At 71.3% G+C, this 20,811-nt stretch carries 15 protein-coding genes and 2 pseudogenes; 5 read left to right on the forward strand and 12 right to left on the reverse strand.

The annotated features are described in order from the left end of the window. Positions 1–128: 128 nt before the first annotated feature. The 4 genes from AB0D53_RS10070 (at position 129) to AB0D53_RS10085 (ending at position 5,157) form a co-directional block, all read left to right on the forward strand. Entirely contained in the window at positions 129–1,535 is a 1,407-nt protein-coding gene (locus AB0D53_RS10070; protein ID WP_362442774.1) for a hypothetical protein, read from the forward strand. Positions 1,536–1,587: 52 nt separating this feature from the next. Then, positions 1,588–2,862, forward strand: coding sequence for a MoxR family ATPase (locus AB0D53_RS10075; protein ID WP_362442777.1), 1,275 nt, complete (start codon positions 1,588–1,590; stop codon positions 2,860–2,862). Beyond that, a complete protein-coding gene (locus AB0D53_RS10080; RefSeq protein WP_362442779.1) occupies positions 2,859–4,103 on the forward strand; it encodes a VWA-like domain-containing protein in 1,245 nt (414 codons plus the stop codon). The genes AB0D53_RS10075 and AB0D53_RS10080 overlap by 4 nt, the downstream gene beginning before the upstream one ends. A gap of 178 nt (positions 4,104–4,281) precedes the next feature. Then, positions 4,282–5,157 (forward strand): alpha/beta fold hydrolase, encoded by an 876-nt coding sequence (locus tag AB0D53_RS10085; RefSeq protein ID WP_362442782.1) that lies wholly within the window; start codon positions 4,282–4,284, stop codon positions 5,155–5,157. Positions 5,158–5,211: 54 nt separating this feature from the next. On the opposite strand, the gene fxsT is transcribed toward AB0D53_RS10085, so the two are convergent. From fxsT to fxsA, 4 genes are all read right to left on the reverse strand, one after another. Then, positions 5,212–9,141: an FxSxx-COOH system tetratricopeptide repeat protein gene (gene fxsT / locus AB0D53_RS10090; RefSeq protein ID WP_362442785.1), complete on the reverse strand. Its 3,930-nt coding sequence runs from the start codon at positions 9,139–9,141 to the stop codon at positions 5,212–5,214. After that, the gene (gene fsxC, locus AB0D53_RS10095) at positions 9,125–10,486 is read right to left on the reverse strand and encodes an FxsC protein (RefSeq protein WP_362442789.1); all 1,362 of its coding nucleotides are present in this window, start codon (positions 10,484–10,486) and stop codon (positions 9,125–9,127) included. The genes fxsT and fsxC overlap by 17 nt, the downstream gene beginning before the upstream one ends. Positions 10,487–10,691: 205 nt before the next feature. Next, positions 10,692–12,938, reverse strand: coding sequence for a radical SAM/SPASM protein FxsB, inactivated metallohydrolase extension form (gene fxsB / locus AB0D53_RS10100; protein ID WP_362442792.1), 2,247 nt, complete (start codon positions 12,936–12,938; stop codon positions 10,692–10,694). A gap of 85 nt (positions 12,939–13,023) precedes the next feature. Continuing rightward, entirely contained in the window at positions 13,024–13,191 is a 168-nt protein-coding gene (fxsA, locus tag AB0D53_RS10105; RefSeq protein ID WP_362442795.1) for an FxSxx-COOH cyclophane-containing RiPP peptide, read from the reverse strand. A gap of 226 nt (positions 13,192–13,417) precedes the next feature. Between fxsA and AB0D53_RS10110 the strand changes: the two genes are divergently transcribed. Then, a complete protein-coding gene (locus AB0D53_RS10110; RefSeq protein WP_362442798.1) occupies positions 13,418–14,344 on the forward strand; it encodes a DUF4231 domain-containing protein in 927 nt (308 codons plus the stop codon). A gap of 35 nt (positions 14,345–14,379) precedes the next feature. Here the strand turns inward: AB0D53_RS10110 and AB0D53_RS10115 are convergent, their stop codons facing one another. The 8 genes and pseudogenes from AB0D53_RS10115 to AB0D53_RS10150 form a co-directional block, all read right to left on the reverse strand. Beyond that, the gene (locus tag AB0D53_RS10115; protein WP_362442800.1) at positions 14,380–14,859 is read right to left on the reverse strand and encodes a hypothetical protein; all 480 of its coding nucleotides are present in this window, start codon (positions 14,857–14,859) and stop codon (positions 14,380–14,382) included. Positions 14,860–15,071: 212 nt separating this feature from the next. Further along, positions 15,072–15,971, reverse strand: coding sequence for a S1 family peptidase (locus AB0D53_RS10120; protein ID WP_329815596.1), 900 nt, complete (start codon positions 15,969–15,971; stop codon positions 15,072–15,074). A gap of 255 nt (positions 15,972–16,226) precedes the next feature. Then, complete coding sequence (locus tag AB0D53_RS10125) at positions 16,227–17,042, reverse strand: DUF1684 domain-containing protein (RefSeq protein ID WP_362442804.1); 816 nt, start codon at positions 17,040–17,042, stop codon at positions 16,227–16,229. A gap of 4 nt (positions 17,043–17,046) precedes the next feature. Further along, positions 17,047–18,327, reverse strand: a complete 1,281-nt coding sequence (locus AB0D53_RS10130; RefSeq protein WP_362442999.1) for an NtaA/DmoA family FMN-dependent monooxygenase — start codon at positions 18,325–18,327, stop codon at positions 17,047–17,049. A gap of 17 nt (positions 18,328–18,344) precedes the next feature. Continuing rightward, on the reverse strand, positions 18,345–19,409 hold the full coding sequence (locus tag AB0D53_RS10135) for an LLM class flavin-dependent oxidoreductase (protein ID WP_362442807.1): 1,065 nt from the start codon (positions 19,407–19,409) through the stop codon (positions 18,345–18,347). A gap of 41 nt (positions 19,410–19,450) precedes the next feature. Next, positions 19,451–19,663, reverse strand: a pseudogene (locus AB0D53_RS10140) (ABC transporter substrate-binding protein); the annotation flags it as partial. 170 nt (positions 19,664–19,833) lie between these two features. Continuing rightward, the gene (locus tag AB0D53_RS10145) at positions 19,834–20,586 is read right to left on the reverse strand and encodes an amino acid ABC transporter ATP-binding protein (RefSeq protein WP_362443002.1); all 753 of its coding nucleotides are present in this window, start codon (positions 20,584–20,586) and stop codon (positions 19,834–19,836) included. 38 nt (positions 20,587–20,624) lie between these two features. Beyond that, a pseudogene (locus AB0D53_RS10150) lies at positions 20,625–20,780 on the reverse strand (amino acid ABC transporter permease); the annotation flags it as partial. Positions 20,781–20,811: the final 31 nt, after the last annotated feature.

Consider the following 20,811-nt stretch of genomic DNA (forward strand, 5'->3'; position numbering starts at 1 on the left):
TGCCGGTTCGCGCCCACGCACCCCGGCACAAGTACCTGGCGGATCAAAGGAGAAGGAACTACGCTGCCCGCGATGACAACTCACTCCGATATCAGATCGGGGGACCTGTCCGCGCAAGGTGAGTGCTGATGCTCACTCAGACCGCGAACGAGGATTCCCGCCTTTCCTTCTGGCTGCGCGTGCGAGAGTTCGCCGTGCCGCCCTCCATGATCGAGACCGCGACCGCCCGCCGTCATACCGGCGACTGGTCGGGGGCCTGCGCCGCCGCAGGCGTCGACGTCGATCTCACTCCACGGTCCGTGGCCCGCACCCATGGCCGGGACCTCGCGTCCCGGATCCGGGACGATCTGCGCCATCTGGCTCCCGACCTGCTGCGCTGGCACCTGCCCAGGATCGCCCCTCGCGGACTGCTGCGTCCGGGCCTGACGGTCTCTCTGGCCCGGTACGACACCGAGGGGCCCGGCGGCGTGCGCCCGGTGCATCTGGTGGTGCGGACTCCGCCCGCCTGGGCGGATGCCGGTCAGCGGATCGGGCTCGCGCTGTGGGACGGATCCGACTCCGGGGCCGATGCCCGCCGCCATCCGCACCACCGCCCGAACCCCCGGTTCCGCCTGGACCTGCACCGCCATCTGTGGGACGCGCGCAGGGCCGGTGAGCTGCGGATCCGGTCCGGGGCCGACGGGCCGCCCGCCGACGGCCGGACCGCGGTGCCTCCCGATGTGCTGGAGACGGTGCCGCCGGGACGCCGCTGCGCCGTCGACCGGTGGGCGGACGAGGCGAGGATCCTGCTCCGGGCCGGGGGACGGGCCGCCGGGACCGTCGCCGTGCGGCTCGGGGCCGGACACCGGCTGCTCCTGGATCTGGCCCCGGACGGGGACGGCTCCGGGCCGCCCGCGCTGCGGGTCGCGTCCGCTTCCCCGGCCACGGACGGGGGCTCCGCCGCGCCGCCCGTCCTGCCCGACGCGGCGACCTGGGTGCTGCCGGACCTCGATCTGCTCCGTACCGGTGCGATCGGGGCCGGCCGGCTGCATCCGCTGGTCGCCGCGGCACTGGCACCGGACCGTCCACCGGCCGGCCCGGTACGGCCTGTGGACCGCGCGGGACAGCCACGCCTGGTGGAATGCCGGGGCGCCCGGCACCGGATCGGCCTGGTCGACGGGGTACTGGCCCCGCTCGACCACGACCCGGCCGAGATCCGCCGCGAGGAACTGCTGGTCGCCCTGACCGGCACTCCGCTGCCCTGTCTCCAGGCCATCGACGAGGCCCACCGCCGTCCGGACTGCCTCACCGGCGTACGCGAACGCCTGGACCACGGCGACATCGCCGGTGCGCTGGCCGTCGTCGAGGGCCTGCTGGGCCCCGGCGCTCTGCTGCGCAGCGGCGAACTGCGGGACGAGCTGGAGGCGGCGGCGCGGCAGCGGATCACCTACGGGCTGTTCCGGGCCGGACTGGTCGAAGGACCCGACCGCCTCCATCCGTACCGCAGCCGCCCCGCCCACCGCCGCGCGCACCCGCGCCACGCGGTCCGCCGCTGACCCGGCCCCCTGACCTCTCCGCACACTCACCACGACCCGAAGGTGATCACCCATGCCCGTACGCACCCCTTTCGTCATGCCCGAAACTCCCGCCGGCCAGGACCCCGTCTCCCAGCTCGACATCGCCGGTGAGCTGACGGCCCTGCTGCGCGACACCACCACCGAACCCCGCCCCGACACCCAGCTGGAGGCCCTGACCCTGGCCGTGGCCGCCGATCTGCCCGTACTCCTGTGGGGCGAGCCCGGCATCGGCAAGACCGCCGCCCTCACCCAGCTCGCCGCCTCCCTGGACCTTCCGCTGACCACGGTCATCGCCAGCGTCCATGAGCCGTCCGACTTCTCGGGGCTGCCCATCGTCGGCGACGACCCCGCCGAACAGGGCGTCCCGATGGCACCGCCGGACTGGGCGGTGCGGCTGGTACGGGCCGGCCGGGGGCTGCTGTTCCTGGACGAGCTGTCCACCGCGCCGCCGGCCGTCCAGGCCGCCCTGCTCCGGCTCGTACTGGAACGGCGGATCGGCGCCCTGCAACTGCCGCCCGGGGTACGGATCGTGGCCGCCGCCAATCCGCGTTCCTCGGCGGCCGACGGCTGGGAGCTGAGTCCGCCGCTGGCCAACCGGTTCGTACATCTCCAGTGGACCCACGACCACGAGGTGGTGGTGCGCGGCCTCGGCGGGACCTGGCCGAGGGCGACGCTGCCGCGGCTCGCCCCCGAACGGCTGCCGGAGGCCGTGGACTTCGCCCGCCGCGCGGTGTGCGGGCTCCTCTCCGCCCGCCCGGCACTCGTGCACCGGCTGCCCAGCGGTGAGACACGCCGGGGCGGCCCCTGGCCGTCGCCCCGGAGCTGGGACATGACGCTGTCCCTGATCGCGTTCGCGACCGCGGCCGGCTCCTCCAGGGACGTGCTCTCCCAGCTGGTCAGGGGCACCGTGGGGGACGGTCCGGGGCTGGAGCTGCTGGCGAGCCTGGACCGAATGGACCTGCCGGACCCCGAGACACTGCTCGCCGACCCGGCGGGGGCCGACCTGCCCGAGCGCGGGGATCTGCGGCAGGCCGTGCTCGACGGTGTGGTGGCGGCGGTCCGCAACCGCCCGGAGAAGTCCCGCTGGGACGCGGCGTGGGCGCTCCTGGTCCGAGCGCTGGAGTCCGGGGCCCCGGACGTGGTGGTCGTCCCGGCGACCACGCTCGCCTCGCTGCGCCGGGCGGACTGGGACGTTCCGGCATCGATCGAGCAGCTCGCCGGAGCGGTGTCCCTGTCCCGGCGGGCGGACCGGGCGGCGGCCCGGACGGCGGACCGGGAAGCGGTCGCCGCGAGGGCCGGCCGATGACACCCGGCGAGCCGGGGGCGCTCGACCTCGACAAGCTCTTCGCCGCCCGGCTGCAAGCCGTCCGGGCCCGCCCCTACCTGGCCACGGCCCTGTTCGCCCTGGGTGTCGTGGAGTCACGGCGGGTACCGACGATGGCCGTCGACCGGCACTGGCGGTGCTACGTCTCGCCCGGTTTCGTGGACCGGACCCCGGTGGAGGAACTGGCCGGGGTCTGGGTGCACGAGGTGTCGCACCTGCTGCGCGACCACCACGGGCGCAGCGACCGGGTCGCTCGGGAGCGCGGACTGACCGGCACCGCGGAACGGCTGCGGATGAACATCGCCGCCGACTGCGAGATCAACGACGACGTGTTCGGCGAGGGCCTGGCCCGGCCGGAGGGCGTCGTCGATCCGGCCTTCCTGGGTCTGCCCGAGGGGCAGCTCATGGAGGACTATCTGCGTCAGTTCCGGCTCGGGCCGCATACCCAGGACCTGGCCTGGCTGGACTGCGGCAGCGGCGCCGACGGACTGGAGCGGGAGTGGGACCTCGGGCCGGACGGCGCGCACGGCCTCAGCGAACAGGAGCGGGACGCGGTCAGGTTCCGGGTGGCGCAGGGCATCACCGGCCGTCCGGGCAACGCCCCGAAGGGGTGGAAGCGGTGGGCCGAGGAGGCGTTCCACCCGCCGCAGCCGTGGCGGGAGCTGCTGGGTGCGGCGGTACGCTCGGCCGCGTCCGGGTCCGGAGCGGGTGACGACTACACGTACGGCCGGCCGTCACGGCGCTCGGCCGGTGTGCCCGGCGCCGTCCTGCCGAGCCTGAGGCGCACACCGCCCCGGGTCGCCGTGGTCATCGACACGTCCGCTTCGGTCAGTGACACCGAACTGGGCAGCGCGCTCCTGGAGGTCGCCGCGATCTCCCGCTCCGTCGGCGGCCGCCGGGACCTGGTCACCGTCCTGTCCTGCGACGCGGCGGCCCGGGTCGCACATCCGCTGTGCCGTGCCGAGGGAATCCCGCTGGTCGGCGGCGGGGGCACGGACCTGCGCTCGGGCTTCGCCAAGGCCCTGCGGCTGCAACCGCGGCCCGATGTCGTCGTGGTCCTGACCGACGGCCAGACCCCGTGGCCGAGTGCGCAGCCGTCGTGCCGGACGGTGGTGGGCCTGTTCCCCCGGGGGTGGGACGAGGACGATCCCTCCTACGTCCCGGGCTCCCCGCCCGAATGGGCACGCACGGTCGTCATCGGCGCGGCTCCCGGCGGGCGGTGAAACCCGCGCCCGGCGCCGCCGACCGGCCGTACGGGTCCTGTGCGGGGGTCGGGTGCGCCCCCGAACACCCCCTTGTTGTTTCTCAACACCCCGTCCCGGTAAGGGCTCTGATGAGCCATCATCAAATCGGGTAGGAAAAGTCGGGCACGCTGTGCCCGCCATACGGAGGAGGCGCCAAGTGCGTAGTCGGGTGCGCGCGACGGACGGGCGGCATCTGGTGGTGGAGCGTCTCGGGGATCCCCGCGGCAGACCGGTCTTCCTGCTGCACGGAATGCCCGGCAGCAGGCTCGGTCCGGCTCCGCGCGGCATGGTCCTGTACCAGCGCAAGACCCAGCTGATCACCTACGACCGGCCGGGCTACGGCGAGTCCGACCGGCTGCCGGGCCGCTGTGTCGCCGATGCCGTGCAGGACGTACGGGCCATCGCCGACCACCTCGGTCTCGACCGGTTCGCCGTGGTGGGCCGTTCCGGTGGCGCCCCGCACGCCCTGGCCTGCGCGGCGCTGATGCCCGAGCGGGTGACACGTACCGCCGCGCTGGTCGGGCTGGCCCCGTGGGGGGCCGACGGTCTCGACTGGTTCGACGGGATGGCCGCCTCCAACGTGCTGGCGTACTCCACCGCTGCGGCCGATCCGGACGGACTCGCGGAGTCGTTCATCTCGCGGTCCGCGGTGATCAGGAAGAACCCGGTCCGGCTCATCGACGATCTGCGCCAGGAGCTGACCGACTCCGACCGGATGGTGGTCAACGACGCCGGTGTCCGCACCATGCTGCTGCGCAACTACCGTGAGGGGCTGCGCACTTCCGCCTGGGGCTGGATCGACGACGCGCTCGCTTTCAGCAATCCGTGGGGATTCGACCCCGCGGACATCACGGGTCCCGTGATGCTGTGGCACGGCGAGAAGGACGTGTTCTCCCCGGTGGGCCACTCCCGCTGGCTGGCCGAACGCATCCCGAACTCCACCGTCGTGGTGGAACCGGCGGCAGCGCATTTCGACGCACTGCACGCGCTGCCCAGGATCCTGAACTGGCTGCTGGAGCCACCCGCCTGCTGAGCGACGGACGGACAGCCGAAGGAGCGCCCGGCGGCGGCCGGGCGCTCCCGGGGCTCATACCGCCGTCGGTTCCAGTTCGCGCTCGAACCGGTCGTCGTCCCGGGCGATCCGGGTCATCGGATGGTCGTCACCGAGCTGACGGGCCAGTTCCTCGACCGTCTCGGTCCTCAGCCGCAGCGCCTCGTCCTTGCGACCCATCGCGTCGAGCGTGACCGCCATGTTCGACGTCATGGCCAGGGTCTCCGGGTGATGCGCCCCCAGTACCCTTCTGAGCTGCCCGGACACCTTCTCCTCGGTCTCCAGCACCAGATCGAGATCGCCCCGCTCCGCCGTCGCGTTCGCCAGGTTCATCACGCAGAACAGGGTGTTGGGATGCTCCGGCCCGTACACCTCCCGCATCGAGGCGACCACTCGGGTCAGCACCCGCACCGACTCCTCGGACGCGCCGGACCCCGACTGGTAGACGCCGAGGTTGTTCAGCGCGGCCAGGGTGTACGGATGTTTCTCCCCCGGCACCTTCATGTACTGGTCGACGACCTCCTGCGCGGTGTCCCTGGCCTCGGTCGCCTCGCCGGCCGCGAACAGGTCGGCCGCCAGATTGAGGTCGCAGGCCAGCGACTCCGGGTTGGCGGAGGTGTACTTGGCCCGGTACCTGGACCGGGTGGCCACCGTGAGCCTGCGGGCGTCCTCCAGTCTGCCTGCCCGGCGCAGCGACACCGCGAGGCTCTTCGCCGCGCTCAGCGTGCCCGGGAAGGCCCGGCCGAGCGTGGCCTTGTAGCTGTCGTACGTACGGCTGAGGATGCCGACCGAGTCCTCGTACCGCCCGACGTCCCGCAGGTCACGAGCCAGGTTCATGGCCGAGGAGAGGCTGTAGGGATGCTCCGCGCCGAGCACCTCGACGCGCCGGTCGAAGACGTCCTGGTCGATCTCGCGGGCCTTGGCGTACTGGCCGATGGACCGCAGGGTGAACGCCAGGTTGTTGGCCGCCGCCAGCGTCCTCGGGTGCGACTCGTGGAAGATCTGGTTGAACCCGTCGGTGGCCTCGGTCGCCAGCTCGATCGCCCTGGTGTACTCGCCGAGCGTGCCGAGGTCGGTCGCCAGGCTGCTGGTGCTCATGTACGTGTGCGGATGCTCCGGGCCCAGGACCTCCCGCTGTGTCGCCAGGGTGATCTCGTCGAGCTCCCTGGCCTCCACGTAACGGCCGCGCGAGCGGTAGATGTTGGAGAGGTGGAAGCAGAGGTAGAGGTACTGGATGTCCCGCTCCCCCAGCGTCTGACGCCAGATCTCGCGCAGCTCCTCGCAGACCGTCGTCGCGGTCCGGAAGTCACCGCGCTTCCAGAGGTAGCGGACCCGGTCGATCAGCAGCCTGCGGGCCTCGGGCTCCTTGCAGTTGCGCGCGTCGGACGGGCCGAGGTGCGGCCAGATGGTGGCGAACTGCGGCCAGGTCGAGGGGTTGTCGATCGGCTCGTCGTCGTCGGGCCGGGCGCCCGCCAGGATGCGGTGGACGGCGTGCCGGGCGTCCCGCTGTTCCTCCTCGGTGAGCTGTGCCCGGATGACGGCCTGGACGAGCCGGTGCACCTGGATGGAGTTGGAGACCTGGTCGACCTTGGCGAGGGCGAACCGGCCGATCTCCCGGATGACCCGGCCCAGCACCAGCTTCTCCTGGAGCGAGGCGTCGTAAGGCTTCAGCGCCTCGATCATCTCCTTGCTGTACAGGAGGTTCCCGGAGATCGGCTCCGGGGCGAAGAAGGCGCAGAGCTGGAGCAGCCGGACCGCGGCGGGTGAGCGCTCCTTGAGCCGCTGGATGGAGATGTTCCAGGTCGCGGCGACCGGCTCCGGGTATCCGGCCGGCTGGTTGAGCGCCAGGACCTCGGGGGCCTGCTGGGCCAGCTGTTCCAGATAGGTGTCGATCGGAGTGGCGGTCTCCGCGATCCAGGCCGCCGCCTGTTCGACGGCCAGCGGCAGGTCGCCGACGGCGGTGGCCACCTGGGCGGCGTCCTCGTCGCTCAGCCCCGGGGCCCGGCGCTGAAGGTGTTCGATGGACTCCTCGCGCAGGAAGACGTCGACGGGCAGTGCGTCGCCGTGCTGGGACCAGGCCTGGTTCCGCGAGGTGACCAGGATGTGGCCGGAACCCCCCTGCGGGAAGTAGCGCCGGAGCCGTTCGGGGTCGTCGGCGTTGTCGAAGACCAGCAGCCAGCGGTCCGAGGGGACCCCGCGCCGCAGCAGGTCGACGGCCTCCTTGGAGGCTGCCGCCATGTCGTCGCCGCCCTGGGCGCCCAGCCGGACCGCGAGCTCGGCGAGCGCGGCCACCACGTCGTCGGTCTGCTCGGACGATATCCACCAGACCAGGTCGTAGTCGGCCATGAAGCGGTGTACGTACTCCAGGGCGACCTGGGTCTTGCCGACGCCGCCGAGTCCGTACAGGGTCTGCGGCTGGGGCAGCACGACGGCCATGCCGCCGCCGAGCTGGTCGCGCATCCGTTCCAGGACCAGGGAGCGGCCGGTGAAGCCGGGGTTGCGCGGCGGGGCGTTCCAGATCCTGGGGACGGTGCCCGGGAAGCGCGGCCCGGGCGACACGGCGTCGGTGAGCTGTACGGGCCGGTCCAGGGCGCGCAGCAGGGCGGCGGTGGCGTGCACCTCGTCGAGCCGGAAGAGATCGACGGGGTTGCGGTCGATGTAGGGCGCGGAGAGCCGTACGTCACCGACCCGGAGCGGCAGCAGATGGCGCCGGCCGCCGCCGGGGTCCTCCGCGACGGCCCGGTCCCAGAGGTTCACCGCACGCTGGGACTTGAGGTAGGCGCTGGAGAGCAGCACGACGGTACGGGCGGCGCTCTCGGCGGCGGCCGGCTCCGGGGCCTCCCGCTCCGCGGACACGTCGCGCGGGACGACACGGAACCCGGCCCGGGTGAGCACGGACTCGATCCAGTCGGCCCACATCCGGTTCTCCGCCACGTAGCTGAGGAAGAGATCGGCGGGCAGCGCGGGCCTGCGCCTGGTGAACGCGTCCCGGATGCGCAGCCGCACCTCTTCGCCGACCGGCGGCATCGAGGTGATCTGCTGCTCGGTGATGACGGAGGTGAGCCGCTCGAAGGCGGAGAGCAGGGAGTTGGTCAGCCCCGCCTCGTCGCCGAAGGTCGCGAGGGTCTCCTCGTACGCGTAGTAGGGGCGGTACGGGATCTCCACCGCGCCCCAGTAGGCGGTGAGTTCGTCCCCGGACAGGTTGCGCGGCAGCCGGTCGAACTTCAGCCGGGCCAGTGCCCGCCCGGCATCGGCCTTCTCCTTCTCGCCCTCGTCGATGCGCATCGGGACGGGGAAGATGGAGATGGGGCGGCCGGTGTAGCGCTCGGAGATCTGCCGGGCGACGGAGGCGGCGCCGTCGATCGACTGGTCGCTGAGGGTGAAGCAGTCGACGAGGACGTCGGGCAGGTGGACGGTGCAGATGTCGGCGATGTCGCTGAGGCCGGTACGGCTGTCGATGAGGACGTAGTCGTAGTTGGCCTTCATGTCGTCGCGCAGGGCGTCGAAGAAGTGGCCGCCGCCGAGCCGGTCGTAGAAGTTGTCCCAGTCGAAGGTGGAGACGGTCGCGGAGTACTCGCGGTTCTGCCGCCCGGCGGAGACGAAGTCGAGCGTGCCGCCCTGCGGGAACTCCCAGCCGAGCGCCTCGGGGGTGAGGGAGACGGCGTGCGGCTGGATGCGGGCGTAGTCGCGGTGCCAGTCGTCGGCGCGCTGGACGGGGCTGGTCGCGGCCCACGCGTACTCGGTGATCAGATCGATGACGCCGGTGGTGGCGCCGAGTGTCGACGGGTCGAGGAACGGGTGGAAGAACCGGTGGAGTCCCGGTGCCTCCAGGTCCCAGTCGACGGCCAGTACCCGCTTTCCGTTGGCGGCGAGTATCCAGGCGGTGTTGGCCAGGGCCATGGTGCGCCCGGTGCCGCCCTTGTACGAGTAGAAGGTGACGATGCGCCCGTCACGACCGGCCGTCATCCGTGTCCTCCGCATCCGTCGCAGGGTCGTGTGTCTCGGGGATGTAGTTCGTCTGTGCCATCGGCCCCAGCAGCCTCGTCCGTTCGGTGTGTCCGCCGCCGGTGGCGGGCGGGTACACCGTGGCGTGCCGCAGGTACTGCTGGGCCGCCACTTCGACCACCTGCGGCAGGATCTGCCCGAAGGCCTCCATGCTGGGCACGCCCTTGGCGGCGGCACGGCAGTAGGCACGCCCCTGGCGCATCTTGGTCGGCATGGTCTGTTCGAGCTTCTCGGTCAGTTCGGCCTCGGCCGCCATGCTTTCGTGGTCCTCCCGGTTCCACGGCACGACCATCGTCACCCAGGGGCGGTTCTCGGCGTCGAAGGCGGCGAGCCTCCGGCGCCGGTCCTCGTCCTGGAGGGCCCAGCGGTCGACGAGCAGGATCTCCGGCCTGCTGGGCGGCTGTTTGCCCTCCCCGTGCCCGGTCTCCTCGTCGAAGGAGGTGATCGTCGCCTGGTAGTTGAGGGAGCGCACCAGGTCCTCGGCGACATAGGCCAGGGGGCGGGCGGCGGCGGGGTGGTAGGGGTTCCAGTCCTGCGGACTGTCGCCGTAGTAGTCGGCGTTGCGTCCTGCGGGCAGATCGTGCCGGGTGGCGGCGGCGATGGTGACCTGCATGGGGCGGGGGCCGCCGACCGCGCTGTCGGGCGGGCCGAAGGCGCTGGGGGCGAGCCGGTAGTCGACGGGGCGGCCGGTGCCGATCCTTATGGTGTCGGCGACATTGACGATGCGCTTGGCGAGTTCGTACACCGCGCGCTCGTACTCCTCGGCGAAAAGCCTGAGCTTGATGAGTCCGTAGAGTCCGTCACTGACATAACGGTCCCCGAAGTCACGGTGGTTGAACTGTAATCGCTCGGCGGGTCCGGGGAGCTGGCTCGGCGGTACCGGCACCCAGAGCGCCGGGACGATCGCCTCGGCCCGCTGGTTGGAGCGGGCCCTGTGGTGGATGGCGCGCTGGGCAAAGGCGTACCACTCCTTGCCGCACATCTCGCTGGCGAAGTAGCGCGGCGAGAACAGCGGAACGAATACCCGGCAGGTGGCGAGCACCTCACCGAGCCGTTCCGACCAGCCCTCGCCGGAGCGTATCTCGCGGTCGATGAACCCCGCGGGTGCGCCCGCGGGCAGATCCGTCATGGCCAGCACATGGTCACAGAGATCTTTGAAGAGGCGTTCGACCCACATATCGGGGTCGGTTCCACGGCCGTAGCCCGGTGTATGGGCATAGCTCAAGAAGAAGTACGGCCGATGGTCCGCCGCTCGCTGCTGCGGTGTTGCTTGCACACGACCCCCGTCCTGTGTGAGCACCCGCATCCCAGGAGTGAAGTGAATGCGAGCGAATTCATCATTCCGGAGCGGACGTTGCTCCACCCCCATGGCGTTCGGTCATTCAACGCCGGTTTTCAGTCAGACGTTCCCGGGTTCAGTCGATCATTTCCTTGATCGAATTCGGTCTGCGGTTGTTCCTCCCAGTTGTCCCGTGTACGCCGACGCCTCGGGCCGAACCGGAATTCGACCCTCAGATCTCTTTTCGCATCAGATCCAACAGCCGCTTTCCACTGACGGTCAGCTCGGCGGCACCTTCCAGCGTGTCGAGGGCCTGGGGTACGCCCTCCAGACAGCGCGGCTCGAATGCGCCCAACGCCATCCGCTCATAGGTGTCGGCCAGCAACCGGGAAAACGGAACTGGTTCTTCCTGCCAGGGAATTCGATGTTCCCAGGAGCCGTCCGCCGCGTAAAGATCCGTGACATCGACAAGAGCCTGCAATTCGGCCCGTCGGAAGCCCCGCAGCAGCGCGACGGCGAGTTCCCCGGCGCTGCCGTCCACGGCGACGCCCAGTGCGCCGTAGCCGTGCCGCCCCACGGACGGCTCCGCGGGGGCCCGGCCGGTCAGCGGCGTCAGCGTGGTGAGGCGGTCCGCCATCTCCCCGGCCCGCTCGGGCGCCTTCGCCTCGATCAGCGCCCAGGCATCACCGATCCTGGCCGCCAGATCCGCGGCGGCCCGGTCGTCGAGCGCTGCCGAGACCGGGGCGGCGAAGCAGTCGCGGTACGGGTCGAGGTCGTCGAGCAGCAGGCCGGACCCCGGGGAGGCCGCGGCACCGGGCAGCGGGATTCGGCGCACGGGACGCCAGTCCGGGCCGGCCGCCCCCGGCCGCAGGACCAGCCGTTCGGCCGGGTCGCCCTCGTCCCGCCGGACCAGGAAACCGTTCTCGATCGCGCGCACCCGCGCCCTGCCACGCTCCCCCGCTCCCCCGATCCGGAGCTCGCCGAGGCCGGGCAGGACCAGTCTGCCGTCCGAGTAGCCGACGCCCACGGAGAGATCGAGGCCGGCCCGTACGGCGGCGGAGGCGAGATACACCGGCAGCCGCCGCGCGGCCGCCATGCTCGCCGGCTGCCCGTGGAGCAGTTCCAGGGCATGGAGCAGCCAGGTGCGGGTGTACGGGTGGTCCAGCACCTCGTCCAGGCCGCGGGCGCCCTCCTCGGACGCCTCGATGGCCGCGGCCAGCTCCCACGCCTCCGCCCAGCGGTCCTCGTCGTGCCCTTCGGCGTCGGCGTTCAGCCGGGCCAGCAGCATGCGGGTGAGCTCGCGCTGGGAGGCGGCCAGTTCACTGCGCCCGGTCACCTCGGGTGCGGCCAGGGACGCGGCCGTGCGCGCCTCGATGCCGCGCACCAGGGCTGCCAGGTCGGTGCAGTACACGGACGGGTTGTCGAAGGCGTCGAGGGGCCCGGTGGAGCGGTACCGGTGGGTGTAGAGGCCGCCGCCGCACGAGCGCACGACGGGACAGCGGCGGCAGGTCTCGCTGACACCGGCGAGGCCGAGCTGACGGGCCTGCACCCCGGGATGGGCCGCCACCTCGTCGAGGGAATGGGTGAAGACGTCGAAACCGGTGGCCGCCGCCCCCTCGTAGGCGCTCTTGAGCGAGTCGACCTGCTCCAGCTGACCGTCGGTCTCGACGACGACGAGGTCGGTCGGGGCGAGCCCCAGGGACTCGGTGAGGCTGGGACCGCCGCCCAGCGTGGACAGCACCGAGGAGAAGAGCCGCACTGGCACCGGGCGCCCCTGCTCCTGCCAGCGGTCGAAGACCGCGAGGAGCCAGTCGGCGTAGGCGGTGGGCGAACCGTCCGGGCGGGGCGGCGGATCGTCCCAGGTGGCGTGCGGGAGCAGGAAGTCGATGAGGGGCGGGTCGAGCTCGGTGAGCGCGTCGAGGACCGCGCGCGGGTCGTTCTCGATGTCGATGGTGCACAGGAGTCCGAGATCGAGGTGGCGGTAGCGCTCCTGACGGAGGAGTTCCACGGCCTTCAGGACCCGGGAGTGACTGCTGCGTCCGTCGGCGTAGCGGCGATGCCGGTCGTTGGCGGCCCGGTCGCCGTCGAGGGAGATGCCGACCCTGACGCCGAACTCGTCGAAGAGGTCGAGATACCGGGGACTGAGCTGGAGTCCGTTGGTATGGATACGGAGGTCGAGCTCCGCGACGCCGTCGAAGGCGGAGGTGAGCACATCGCAGACGCGCCGCAGTCGGGCGGGCCCCGCCAGTAGAGGCTCCCCTCCGTGCAGGATCACTGACACGGAGGGCAGTGCATGTGCCTTGGCATGCTCGGCCAAACGTTGAGCAGTCCGGAAGATGACATCATCAGAGATTGTCCTGGGCCGGGTACGCCAGCTCTGATCTGCATGTTCATAGACATAGCAATGGTCACAAGCAAGATCACACCTGCTGTGAACCTTGAGAACGACTTCGCGGAAAGGGACCAGGGGTCCTGTCATTCCACCAGTCTAGCCAGCTCCCAGGGGTGCCCGGAGCATCGGTTCCAGGGTGTTTGTCGCGTTGTTGTCGGAGTTCCGGGTGTTTTCAGAGTGCCGAGTTGAAGGTCGACACCTGAGTGGGGCGACCGGCCGCCGCGGCGTGCACGCGACCGAGCTTCCGGGCGGCAGCGGCACCGCGGACATCGATCTCGGCGAGCGGCACACGGTTCTTCTTCGCAACGGCGAAGGAGAGGGAGGATTCAGAGGTCTTCACGGCTGTCCTTGAGGGGGTTTGTTCCGATGGAATGGTTCCGGACAGGAATGCAGCAAAGGCATCTGAACCATTGCAGTGTCCGGCAGCACGACTTTACTCTCATGACCTCGGTTGGCAACTGAGGGCCGCCCCTTGGAACGAGAGCGTCACATGTGGCTGCCGCGAATCGAACGGAACCATTGATTCCGCCATTTGGGTGACCACATAACCGCAGACGGGAGTGAACATGACGGCGCTTCCCGGGCCGCTCCAGAGCATGGTCTTCAGGAACGCCGACCTCCCGGCGCTCTTTCACCACACGGACGGGATAGCCGTCGCCAGGCAGCGCGAGGCCGTCAACACCACCCGTATTCAGCTGATTCTCCTGGTCACGGGGACCGTCCCGGCAGCACTCCCGTGGCACGCCGAGATGGGTGACACGTTTCAACTCACCGATGCGGCAGCGGTGTTGGCCTACCTGGGTGTCCTGATCACGACGTACCTCTCCGCCCGGCGCAAAGCAAAGTCGCATTGGCAACTCAACCGCTCGGCGGCAGAGTTCATCAAGTCGATGTGCTGGCGTTACTCGGTGCACGGCTCGCCTTTCGACACCGGCACCCTGCACCCCGAGGCGGTGTTCGCGAATCGTCTGGAAGAGGGCCTTCAGGAACTGCGCAAAGTGGGGTGGGCCGACCCCCGCGACCTGACCGCGGATTCGGGCGGGCTGATCACCGACTCGATGCGCGAGTTACGGGACAAGGCGTTCACCGTGCGCAAGGAGACATACGTGCGGGACCGTCTCATCGAGCAGAGAAGTTGGTACCGAAGGCGCCAGGAGGTCTCCCGGCGGGCCACCCTGGTCTGGTCGACCACCATTGCCGCACTGACCGCGCTCGCCCTGGTGTTCGCCCTGCTGAGGACCTTCTCCGTCGCCCAGTCCTTCGCCGTGACGGGGGTGCTGTCGGCCGCGGCGGCCGCCTGTCTGGCGTGGAGCGAGATGCGCCGTCACCATCCGTTGATCTCGGCCCACTCGCTGGTGGAGCAGGACCTGGAGGCCATGCAGGTGGCGATGGAGACGACGCTGACCGAGCGTCAGTGGCCGGGGGCCGTGTTCGAGACCGAGCGGATCGTCTCGCCGCAGCACACCGACTGGCTGGCCCGGCACCAGATGTGACATGAGGCCGGCGGGCCGGGCGGCCGCGTCGGCGATCAGGCGCGCTCCACGCCCTCGCGCCAGATCACCGTGACCGGGCGGCCCAGGCTCCGGGCGTACGTCACGATGTCGCCGGTGCCGCCGAGGCCACGGGCAGGCCGGCCGTCCCACACCGCGAGCAGCCGGTCGCAGTGGTCGGCGATGTACGTGCCCGCCGCGTAGTACGCCTCGTCGGTGGAGTGCGGGAAGTCCAGATGGACCTCCCGCACCGCGCGGTCCTTGAGGGCGCGGTAGCGGGCGAGTTCGGCCGCGTCGGCGAAGCAGGATTCGTAGTCGCCGCTCGGGATGACCACGGTCAGGTCCGCGCCGCGGTCCAGGGCGAGGTCGGCGAAGAGCTGGTCCGCCCCCACCGCCAGACTGGAGAGGGCTTCCAGGGAGCCTTCGAGGCCGCAGAGCGCTGCCCGTAACCCCGCGAGCACATGGGCGTGGGCCTCCTGCGGGATGGTGCGATGACCGGTCACTCCGATGCGTTTCACGGACCTGGAACCCCCTGAGGTGTCTGCCGGGGGTCCCGGAGGCATCCCTCCGGCTGGCGCAGTACCCGCCCCCGTTGCTCCTGCGTGACCGACCTGCCCCACATCCTCTCAAAAGCCGCGGGGTGAGCGGGAGCCCCCGCCCAGGATTCGGGCAGGGGCTCCGTCTCGGTCGGCCGGTTGTTCGAGGGCCGGTCCGGGGATGTGCCAGGGTGTCAGTAGACGCTGACCCCGTACGCGCTGAGCGCCTCGGTGACCGGCTGGAAGTACGTGGTGCCGCCGGAGGAGCAGTCGCCGCTGCCGCCGGAGGTGAGACCGATCGCCTTGGAACCGGAGTAGAGCGGACCGCCGGAGTCACCGGGCTCCGCACAGACGTTGGTCTTGATCATGCCGTAGACGATGTCGCCGTTGCCGTAGTTGACGGTGGCGTTGAGGCCCGTGACGGAGCCGCTGTGGGTACCGGTGGTGGAACCGCGGCGGGTGACGGACATGCCGACCGTGGCATTGGCCGCGCTGGTGATGTCGACGCTGCCGACGGTGCCCTCGTGCGAGACCGAGGCGTTGTCGTACCGGACCAGGCCGTAGTCGTTGGTCGGGAAGCTGGAGCCGACCGTCGGGCCGATGCTGGTGGAGTTCGACGAGTTGGTGTACCAGGGCGGGTTTCCGTCGGTGCAGTGACCGGCGGTCAGGAAGTAGTAGGTGCTGCCGCTGCGGACGTTGAAGCCGAGGGAGCAGCGCCAGCCGGGGGCGTAGATCGCGTCGCCGCCGGAGAGCAGTTTGCTGATCGTCCCGGCGGTGCGCTCGATCTTCAGGGCGCCGGCGTTGGCTCCGGCGGACTGCTTGATCTGCTCGATCTCCGCCTGCGAGACCGTGCGGTCGACGGTGACCACGAGCTTCTTGCTCACCGGGTCGACGTTCCACGCGGTGCCCGCCACGTCGGCGCCGAGCACGGCGTCGCTCGCGGCGGAGAGCTGCGAGGCACTGAAGGTGGTGTTGGTGTCGGCCTGGGCGCTGGGGACGGCCAGGGCGGCGACGGCGACAAGGCCTGCGGCGATGGCGACGGCCCTGGTGCGTCTTGCGGCACCGCTGAGGGGGGTGGTGCGCTTGATCCTCACTTTTCATTCCTCCCGAGGGGAAATCGGGGGTCCGCCTGTGGGGTGGTCGGACCCGTGAGGCGCAGTCGTTCGCACGGTCGTGCGCCCGCGCATGCGGGCATGCCGTGTTCCTGACAAGCGCTGCTCGGGAGTATTCAAGGCGTCAACTTGTGGCGCAAGAGGGCCCTCTGGCCTGAACTTGTCGCGCCGCACGGGAACGGCCCCGGCAGCGTACGGACTGCCGGAGCCGCGGCCCCGATGAAATATGACTGGACGTCAGCCGTCGACGCGGTTGCGCTCCCCCGCCTCGACGGCGACGGACAGGGTGTTGCCGGGGGGCGGGAAGGGGCAGATGAAGTGGTCCGCGAAGGCGCACGGAGGCAGCAGCGCGCGGTTGAGATCGACCGTCACGCTGCCGTCCCCGGCGGGCGCCGAAGGCCGCAGGAACCGGAAGCGGTAGCTGCTGTTCCCGCTGGTGGCATCGGCGAAGACCGCCCAGAGCGAGCCGTCGGGCTCGACCGCGACCTGCAGCGTGTGCTCCGTTCCGCCGAGCTCGAAGGCGACCTCACCGGCGAGTCCGAGCCCGCGCTCGACACCGTCGGCGTTCTCGACCCGGACCGTACGGGCACTGTCGTACGGGCGGAAGGTGCCCGCGCGCACCCAGCGCGCTTCGTACGGGGTGGCCTCGATGGCCCGGAAGGCGCGCCGCGCCGGGGAGTCCGGGTCGAAGTCCCGTACCGCCCAGAGCCCTTCGCGGCTCAGCACGACCAGCCGCCGCCCGCCGTGCGCGACGCGGGACTCGCCGATCGGGCCCCGGTCGGCGGTGAGCCGGACCTGGCCGGTGAAGGGCTCGCCGTCGACGGTCAGCCCGTCCGCGGCCGAGGCGCTGAGCACCAGCTCGTCGCCGTCCTCCCGCCACTGCCCGGGTACCCCGGGAATCCGGCCCTCCGGGTGGTCGGAGAGCCAGTGGGTGCCGGTGAGGGAGAGCGGTCCGTAGGGGCCGGCGACCGTGGCGGTGCGCTCCTCGTGCCAGTGCTTCCAGTCCTGTGCCGCCTGCTCGAAACCGTGCGGCTGCGGTGCTTCCGTGCTCATGCGGTCAACCTTTCCATACCGGCTCGGCGAGCCCGAGATGCGACCGCAGCGTGGGACCGGTGTATTCGGAGCGGAACACCCCGCGCTCCTGGAGGAGCGGGACGACCCGGTCGACGAAGTCGTCCAGACCGCCCGGGGTGAGGTGCGGTACGAGAATGAATCCGTCGGCGGCGTCGGCGGCGACGAACCCGATGAGCTGCTCCGCGACCGTCAGCGGGCTGCCGATGAAGGACTGCCGTCCGGTCGCCTCGATGACGGTCTGCCGGATGGACAGCCCCTTCTCCTTCGACAGCGCACGCCAACGCGCCGCGACGGCGAGCGGATCGCCGTGCTCGACCCGGCCCCGGGCCGGCGAGGACCCGGGGTCCGGGTCGGTCTCGGGCAGCGGTCCGTCGGGGTCGTAGGAGGAGAGGTCGCGGCCCCAGATCCGTTCCAGGGCCAGCAGCGCGTTCTGCGGGGAGACCTGCCGGTGACGGATCTCGGCCGCCCGCTCCTGGGCCTCGGCGTCGCTGTCGCCGAGTACGAAGGTGACCCCGGGCATGATCTTCAGCTCGTCGGGTTCCCGGCCGTACTTCGCCAGCCGGGCCTTGACGTCGGCGTAGAACGCGCGCCCCGACTCAAGGGTGCCGTGCCGGGTGAAGACGACATCGGCGGTGGAGGCGGCGAACTCGCGGCCGTCCGGGGAGTCGCCGGCCTGGATGACGACCGGATGGCCCTGCGGGGAGCGCGGGACCGTGAACTCGCCCTCGATGGTGAAGTGCCGGCCCTGGTGCCTGAACGGGCGCGGGGCGCCGTCGGGCGTCCAGGCGTCCCACAGTCCGCGGGCGGTGGCGACGAACTCGGCGGCCCTGGTGTACCGGTCGGCCCGGTCGAGGTAGCCGCCGCGGCGGAAGTTCTCCCCGGTGAAGGCGTCGAACGAGGTGACGACGTTCCAGGCGGCCCGGCCGTCGCTGAGGTGGTCGAGGCTGGCGAGGCGGCGGGCCAGTTCGTACGGCTCGTTGAAGGTGGCGTTGACGGTGGCGGCCAGGCCGAGCCGGTCGGTGACGGCGGCCAGCGCGGCGAGCACGGTGAGGGACTCGGGGCGGCCGACCACGTCCAGGTCGTGGATGCGGCCGTTGTGCTCGCGCAGCCGCAGCCCCTCGGCGAGGAAGAAGAAGTCGAACCTGCCGCGTTCCGCGGTGCGGGCCAGGTGCTCGAAGGAGGAGAAGTCGATCTGGCTCCCGGAGCGGGGGTCCGCCCAGACGGTGGTGTTGTTGACGCCCGGGAAGTGGGCGGCGAGATGCATCTGCCTCGTCGCGGTGCTCATGCCCGTCCTCCTTCGAGGGCGTACCGGTTGGCGGGGCGGGCCAGCCCCAGGTGCTCACGGAGGGTGCCGCCGGGGTAGAAGGTGCGGAACAGGCTGCGGTGCTGGAGCAGGGCCACGGTGCCGTTGACGATCCGTTCGAGGTCGCGCCCGGGGGTGATGGGCGTGAGGTGGAAGCCGTCGGCCGCGCCGCCGCGGTGCCACCGGGTGATCAGTTCGGCAAGGTCCACCGGGCCGCCCCGGTAGTACGAGCCGCCCGCGGAGAGCGGAGGTCCGCTCTCCAGTCCCGGTTCCGGGGCGGTCTCGGCGTCGCCGAGGTCGACGGTGAGCGCGACCAGGACCCGGAGCGTGCCGGGGTCGCGCCCGTACGCCGCCGCGCGCCGGCGCAGGTCGGCGCGGGCCCCGGCGGCCTGCTCGGGGGTGGTGGCCCGGACCAGTACGACGTCCGCATGGCGGGCGGCGGTCTCCCGGGCCGGGCCGCTCGTCCCGTCTACGACGGTGACCGGGTGCCCCTGCGGGGGCCTGGGCACGATCGCCGGTCCCCGAACGGAGAAGGAGACGCCCTCGAAGTCGACGTGATGCAGCTTGTCGCGGTCGATGAAGCGTCCGGTGGCGACGTCCCTGATCTCGGCGTCGTCCTCCCAGCTGTCCCACAGGCGGGCACCCACGTCGGCGCTCTCGGCGGCCTCGCGCCACAGCTGTTCGGCGGGCGCCGCCGGACGCCGGCCGAACAGCCGGGCCTCGGCCCCGGTCCTGGACACATCGACGTTCCAGCCCGCCCGGCCGCGGCTCACCCAGTCCAGGGTGGCCACGGCGGACGACACGTGGAACGGCTCGGTGTGGGTGGTGGTGACGGTGGGCACCAGGCCGATCCTGCCGGTGGCGGGCGCGACCCGGGAGAGCACGGCGAGCGCGTCGAGCCCGGGCCTGGCGAAGGAGTCCCCGAGCGTGACGAAGTCGAGGGCGCCGCGCTCGGCGAGCCGGGCGAGGCCGATGTAGTGCCCGGGGTCGTAGCGGGGCGGGCCGCCGATCTCGGCGGCCAGGTGGAGGGATGCGGTGGACATGGAGGGGTACCTCTCGGGGTCGTATGAGCGCTCTCGCGGGCTCAGTTCCTGGGTCCGGGCAGGCCGGGCGGGTTGATCCCGGACTTCGTGACGGCCTCGCCGGTGAGTCCCCGGCGCTCGATCACCCCGGCGTACGGGGCGGTCCGCACGATGTGGTCGATGGCCGCGGCGTACGCCCCGACCCGGCCGCTGTCCTTCTTCGTGGTGGCGGCGCCCCTGCCCCGGAGCCCGTCGCCCGCGCCCGAGAGCGTGCCGGTGGTTCCGGACGGGCCGGCCGGCTTCACCTCACCCGTCGCGGCGTCACCGGCACCACAGGCGGTGAGCAGCCCGGTGGCGGTGCGGGTGGTGAGCACGCCGGACAGGGGGCGGCGGGCGGAGACGGGCGTGCTCCTCATCGTGCTCCTCATGGGGAACATGGGCGCGATCACAGGACCTTGGACAGGAACGCGCGGGTGCGCTCGTGCTCCGGACGGTCGAGTACGTCGCCGGGGGCGCCCTGCTCGACGATCCGTCCCTCGTCCATGAAGACGACGGTGTCGGCGACCTCGCGGGCGAAGCCGATCTCATGGGTGACGACGATCATGGTGGTGCCCTGGAGCGCCAGGTCCTTGATGACGTCGAGGACTTCCCCGACCAGCTCGGGGTCGAGCGCCGAGGTCGGCTCGTCGAAGAGCAGCAGCTTGGGTTCGAGGGCCAGCGCGCGGGCGATGGCGACCCTCTGCCGCTGCCCGCCGGAGAGCTGCTCGGGGTAGGCGTCCGCCTTGTCGGCGAGCCCGACCCGGGCGAGCAGCTTCTCCGCGGCGGCGACGGCTTCCCGCTTCGGGCGGCCGAGGGCCGCGACCGGGGCCTCGATGATGTTCTCCACCACGGTGAGGTGCGGAAAAAGGTTGAAGTTCTGGAAGACGAAGCCGATCCGGGTGCGCCGGCGCAGCACCTCGCGCTCGCGGAGCTCGTGGAGCTTGTCGCCGTCCCTGCGGTAGCCGACCAGGGCGCCGTCGACACTGATCCAGCCGCGGTCGACCTTCTCCAGGTGGTTGATGGTGCGCAGGAGTGTGGACTTGCCGGATCCGGACGGGCCGAGGACGACGGTGACCTCTCCGGTGCGTACGGACAGGTCGATGCCGCGCAGCACTTCGAGGCTGCCGAAGCTCTTGTGGACGGAGCGGATCTCGACCATGGCGTCCGGGGCCCCGGTGGTGTCGGTGGTGGTACTGCTCATCGTGCTGCCCCCTTGGCGTAGTGGCGTTCGACGTAGTGCTGGAGGACGGGGGACGCGGTGGTCAGGAGGATGTACCGGACCGTCGAGGCCACCAGCAGGGGCGGGGCTCTGCCGTTGCGTCGGTGGACGACGTGGACCTGGTGGAGGAGTTCGCATGAGGGTCCTTGGGCTGCGGTGTACGAG

The sequence above is a fragment of the Streptomyces sp. NPDC048295 genome (genome assembly GCF_040652135.1).
In the GTDB taxonomy this organism is placed as follows: domain Bacteria; phylum Actinomycetota; class Actinomycetes; order Streptomycetales; family Streptomycetaceae; genus Streptomyces.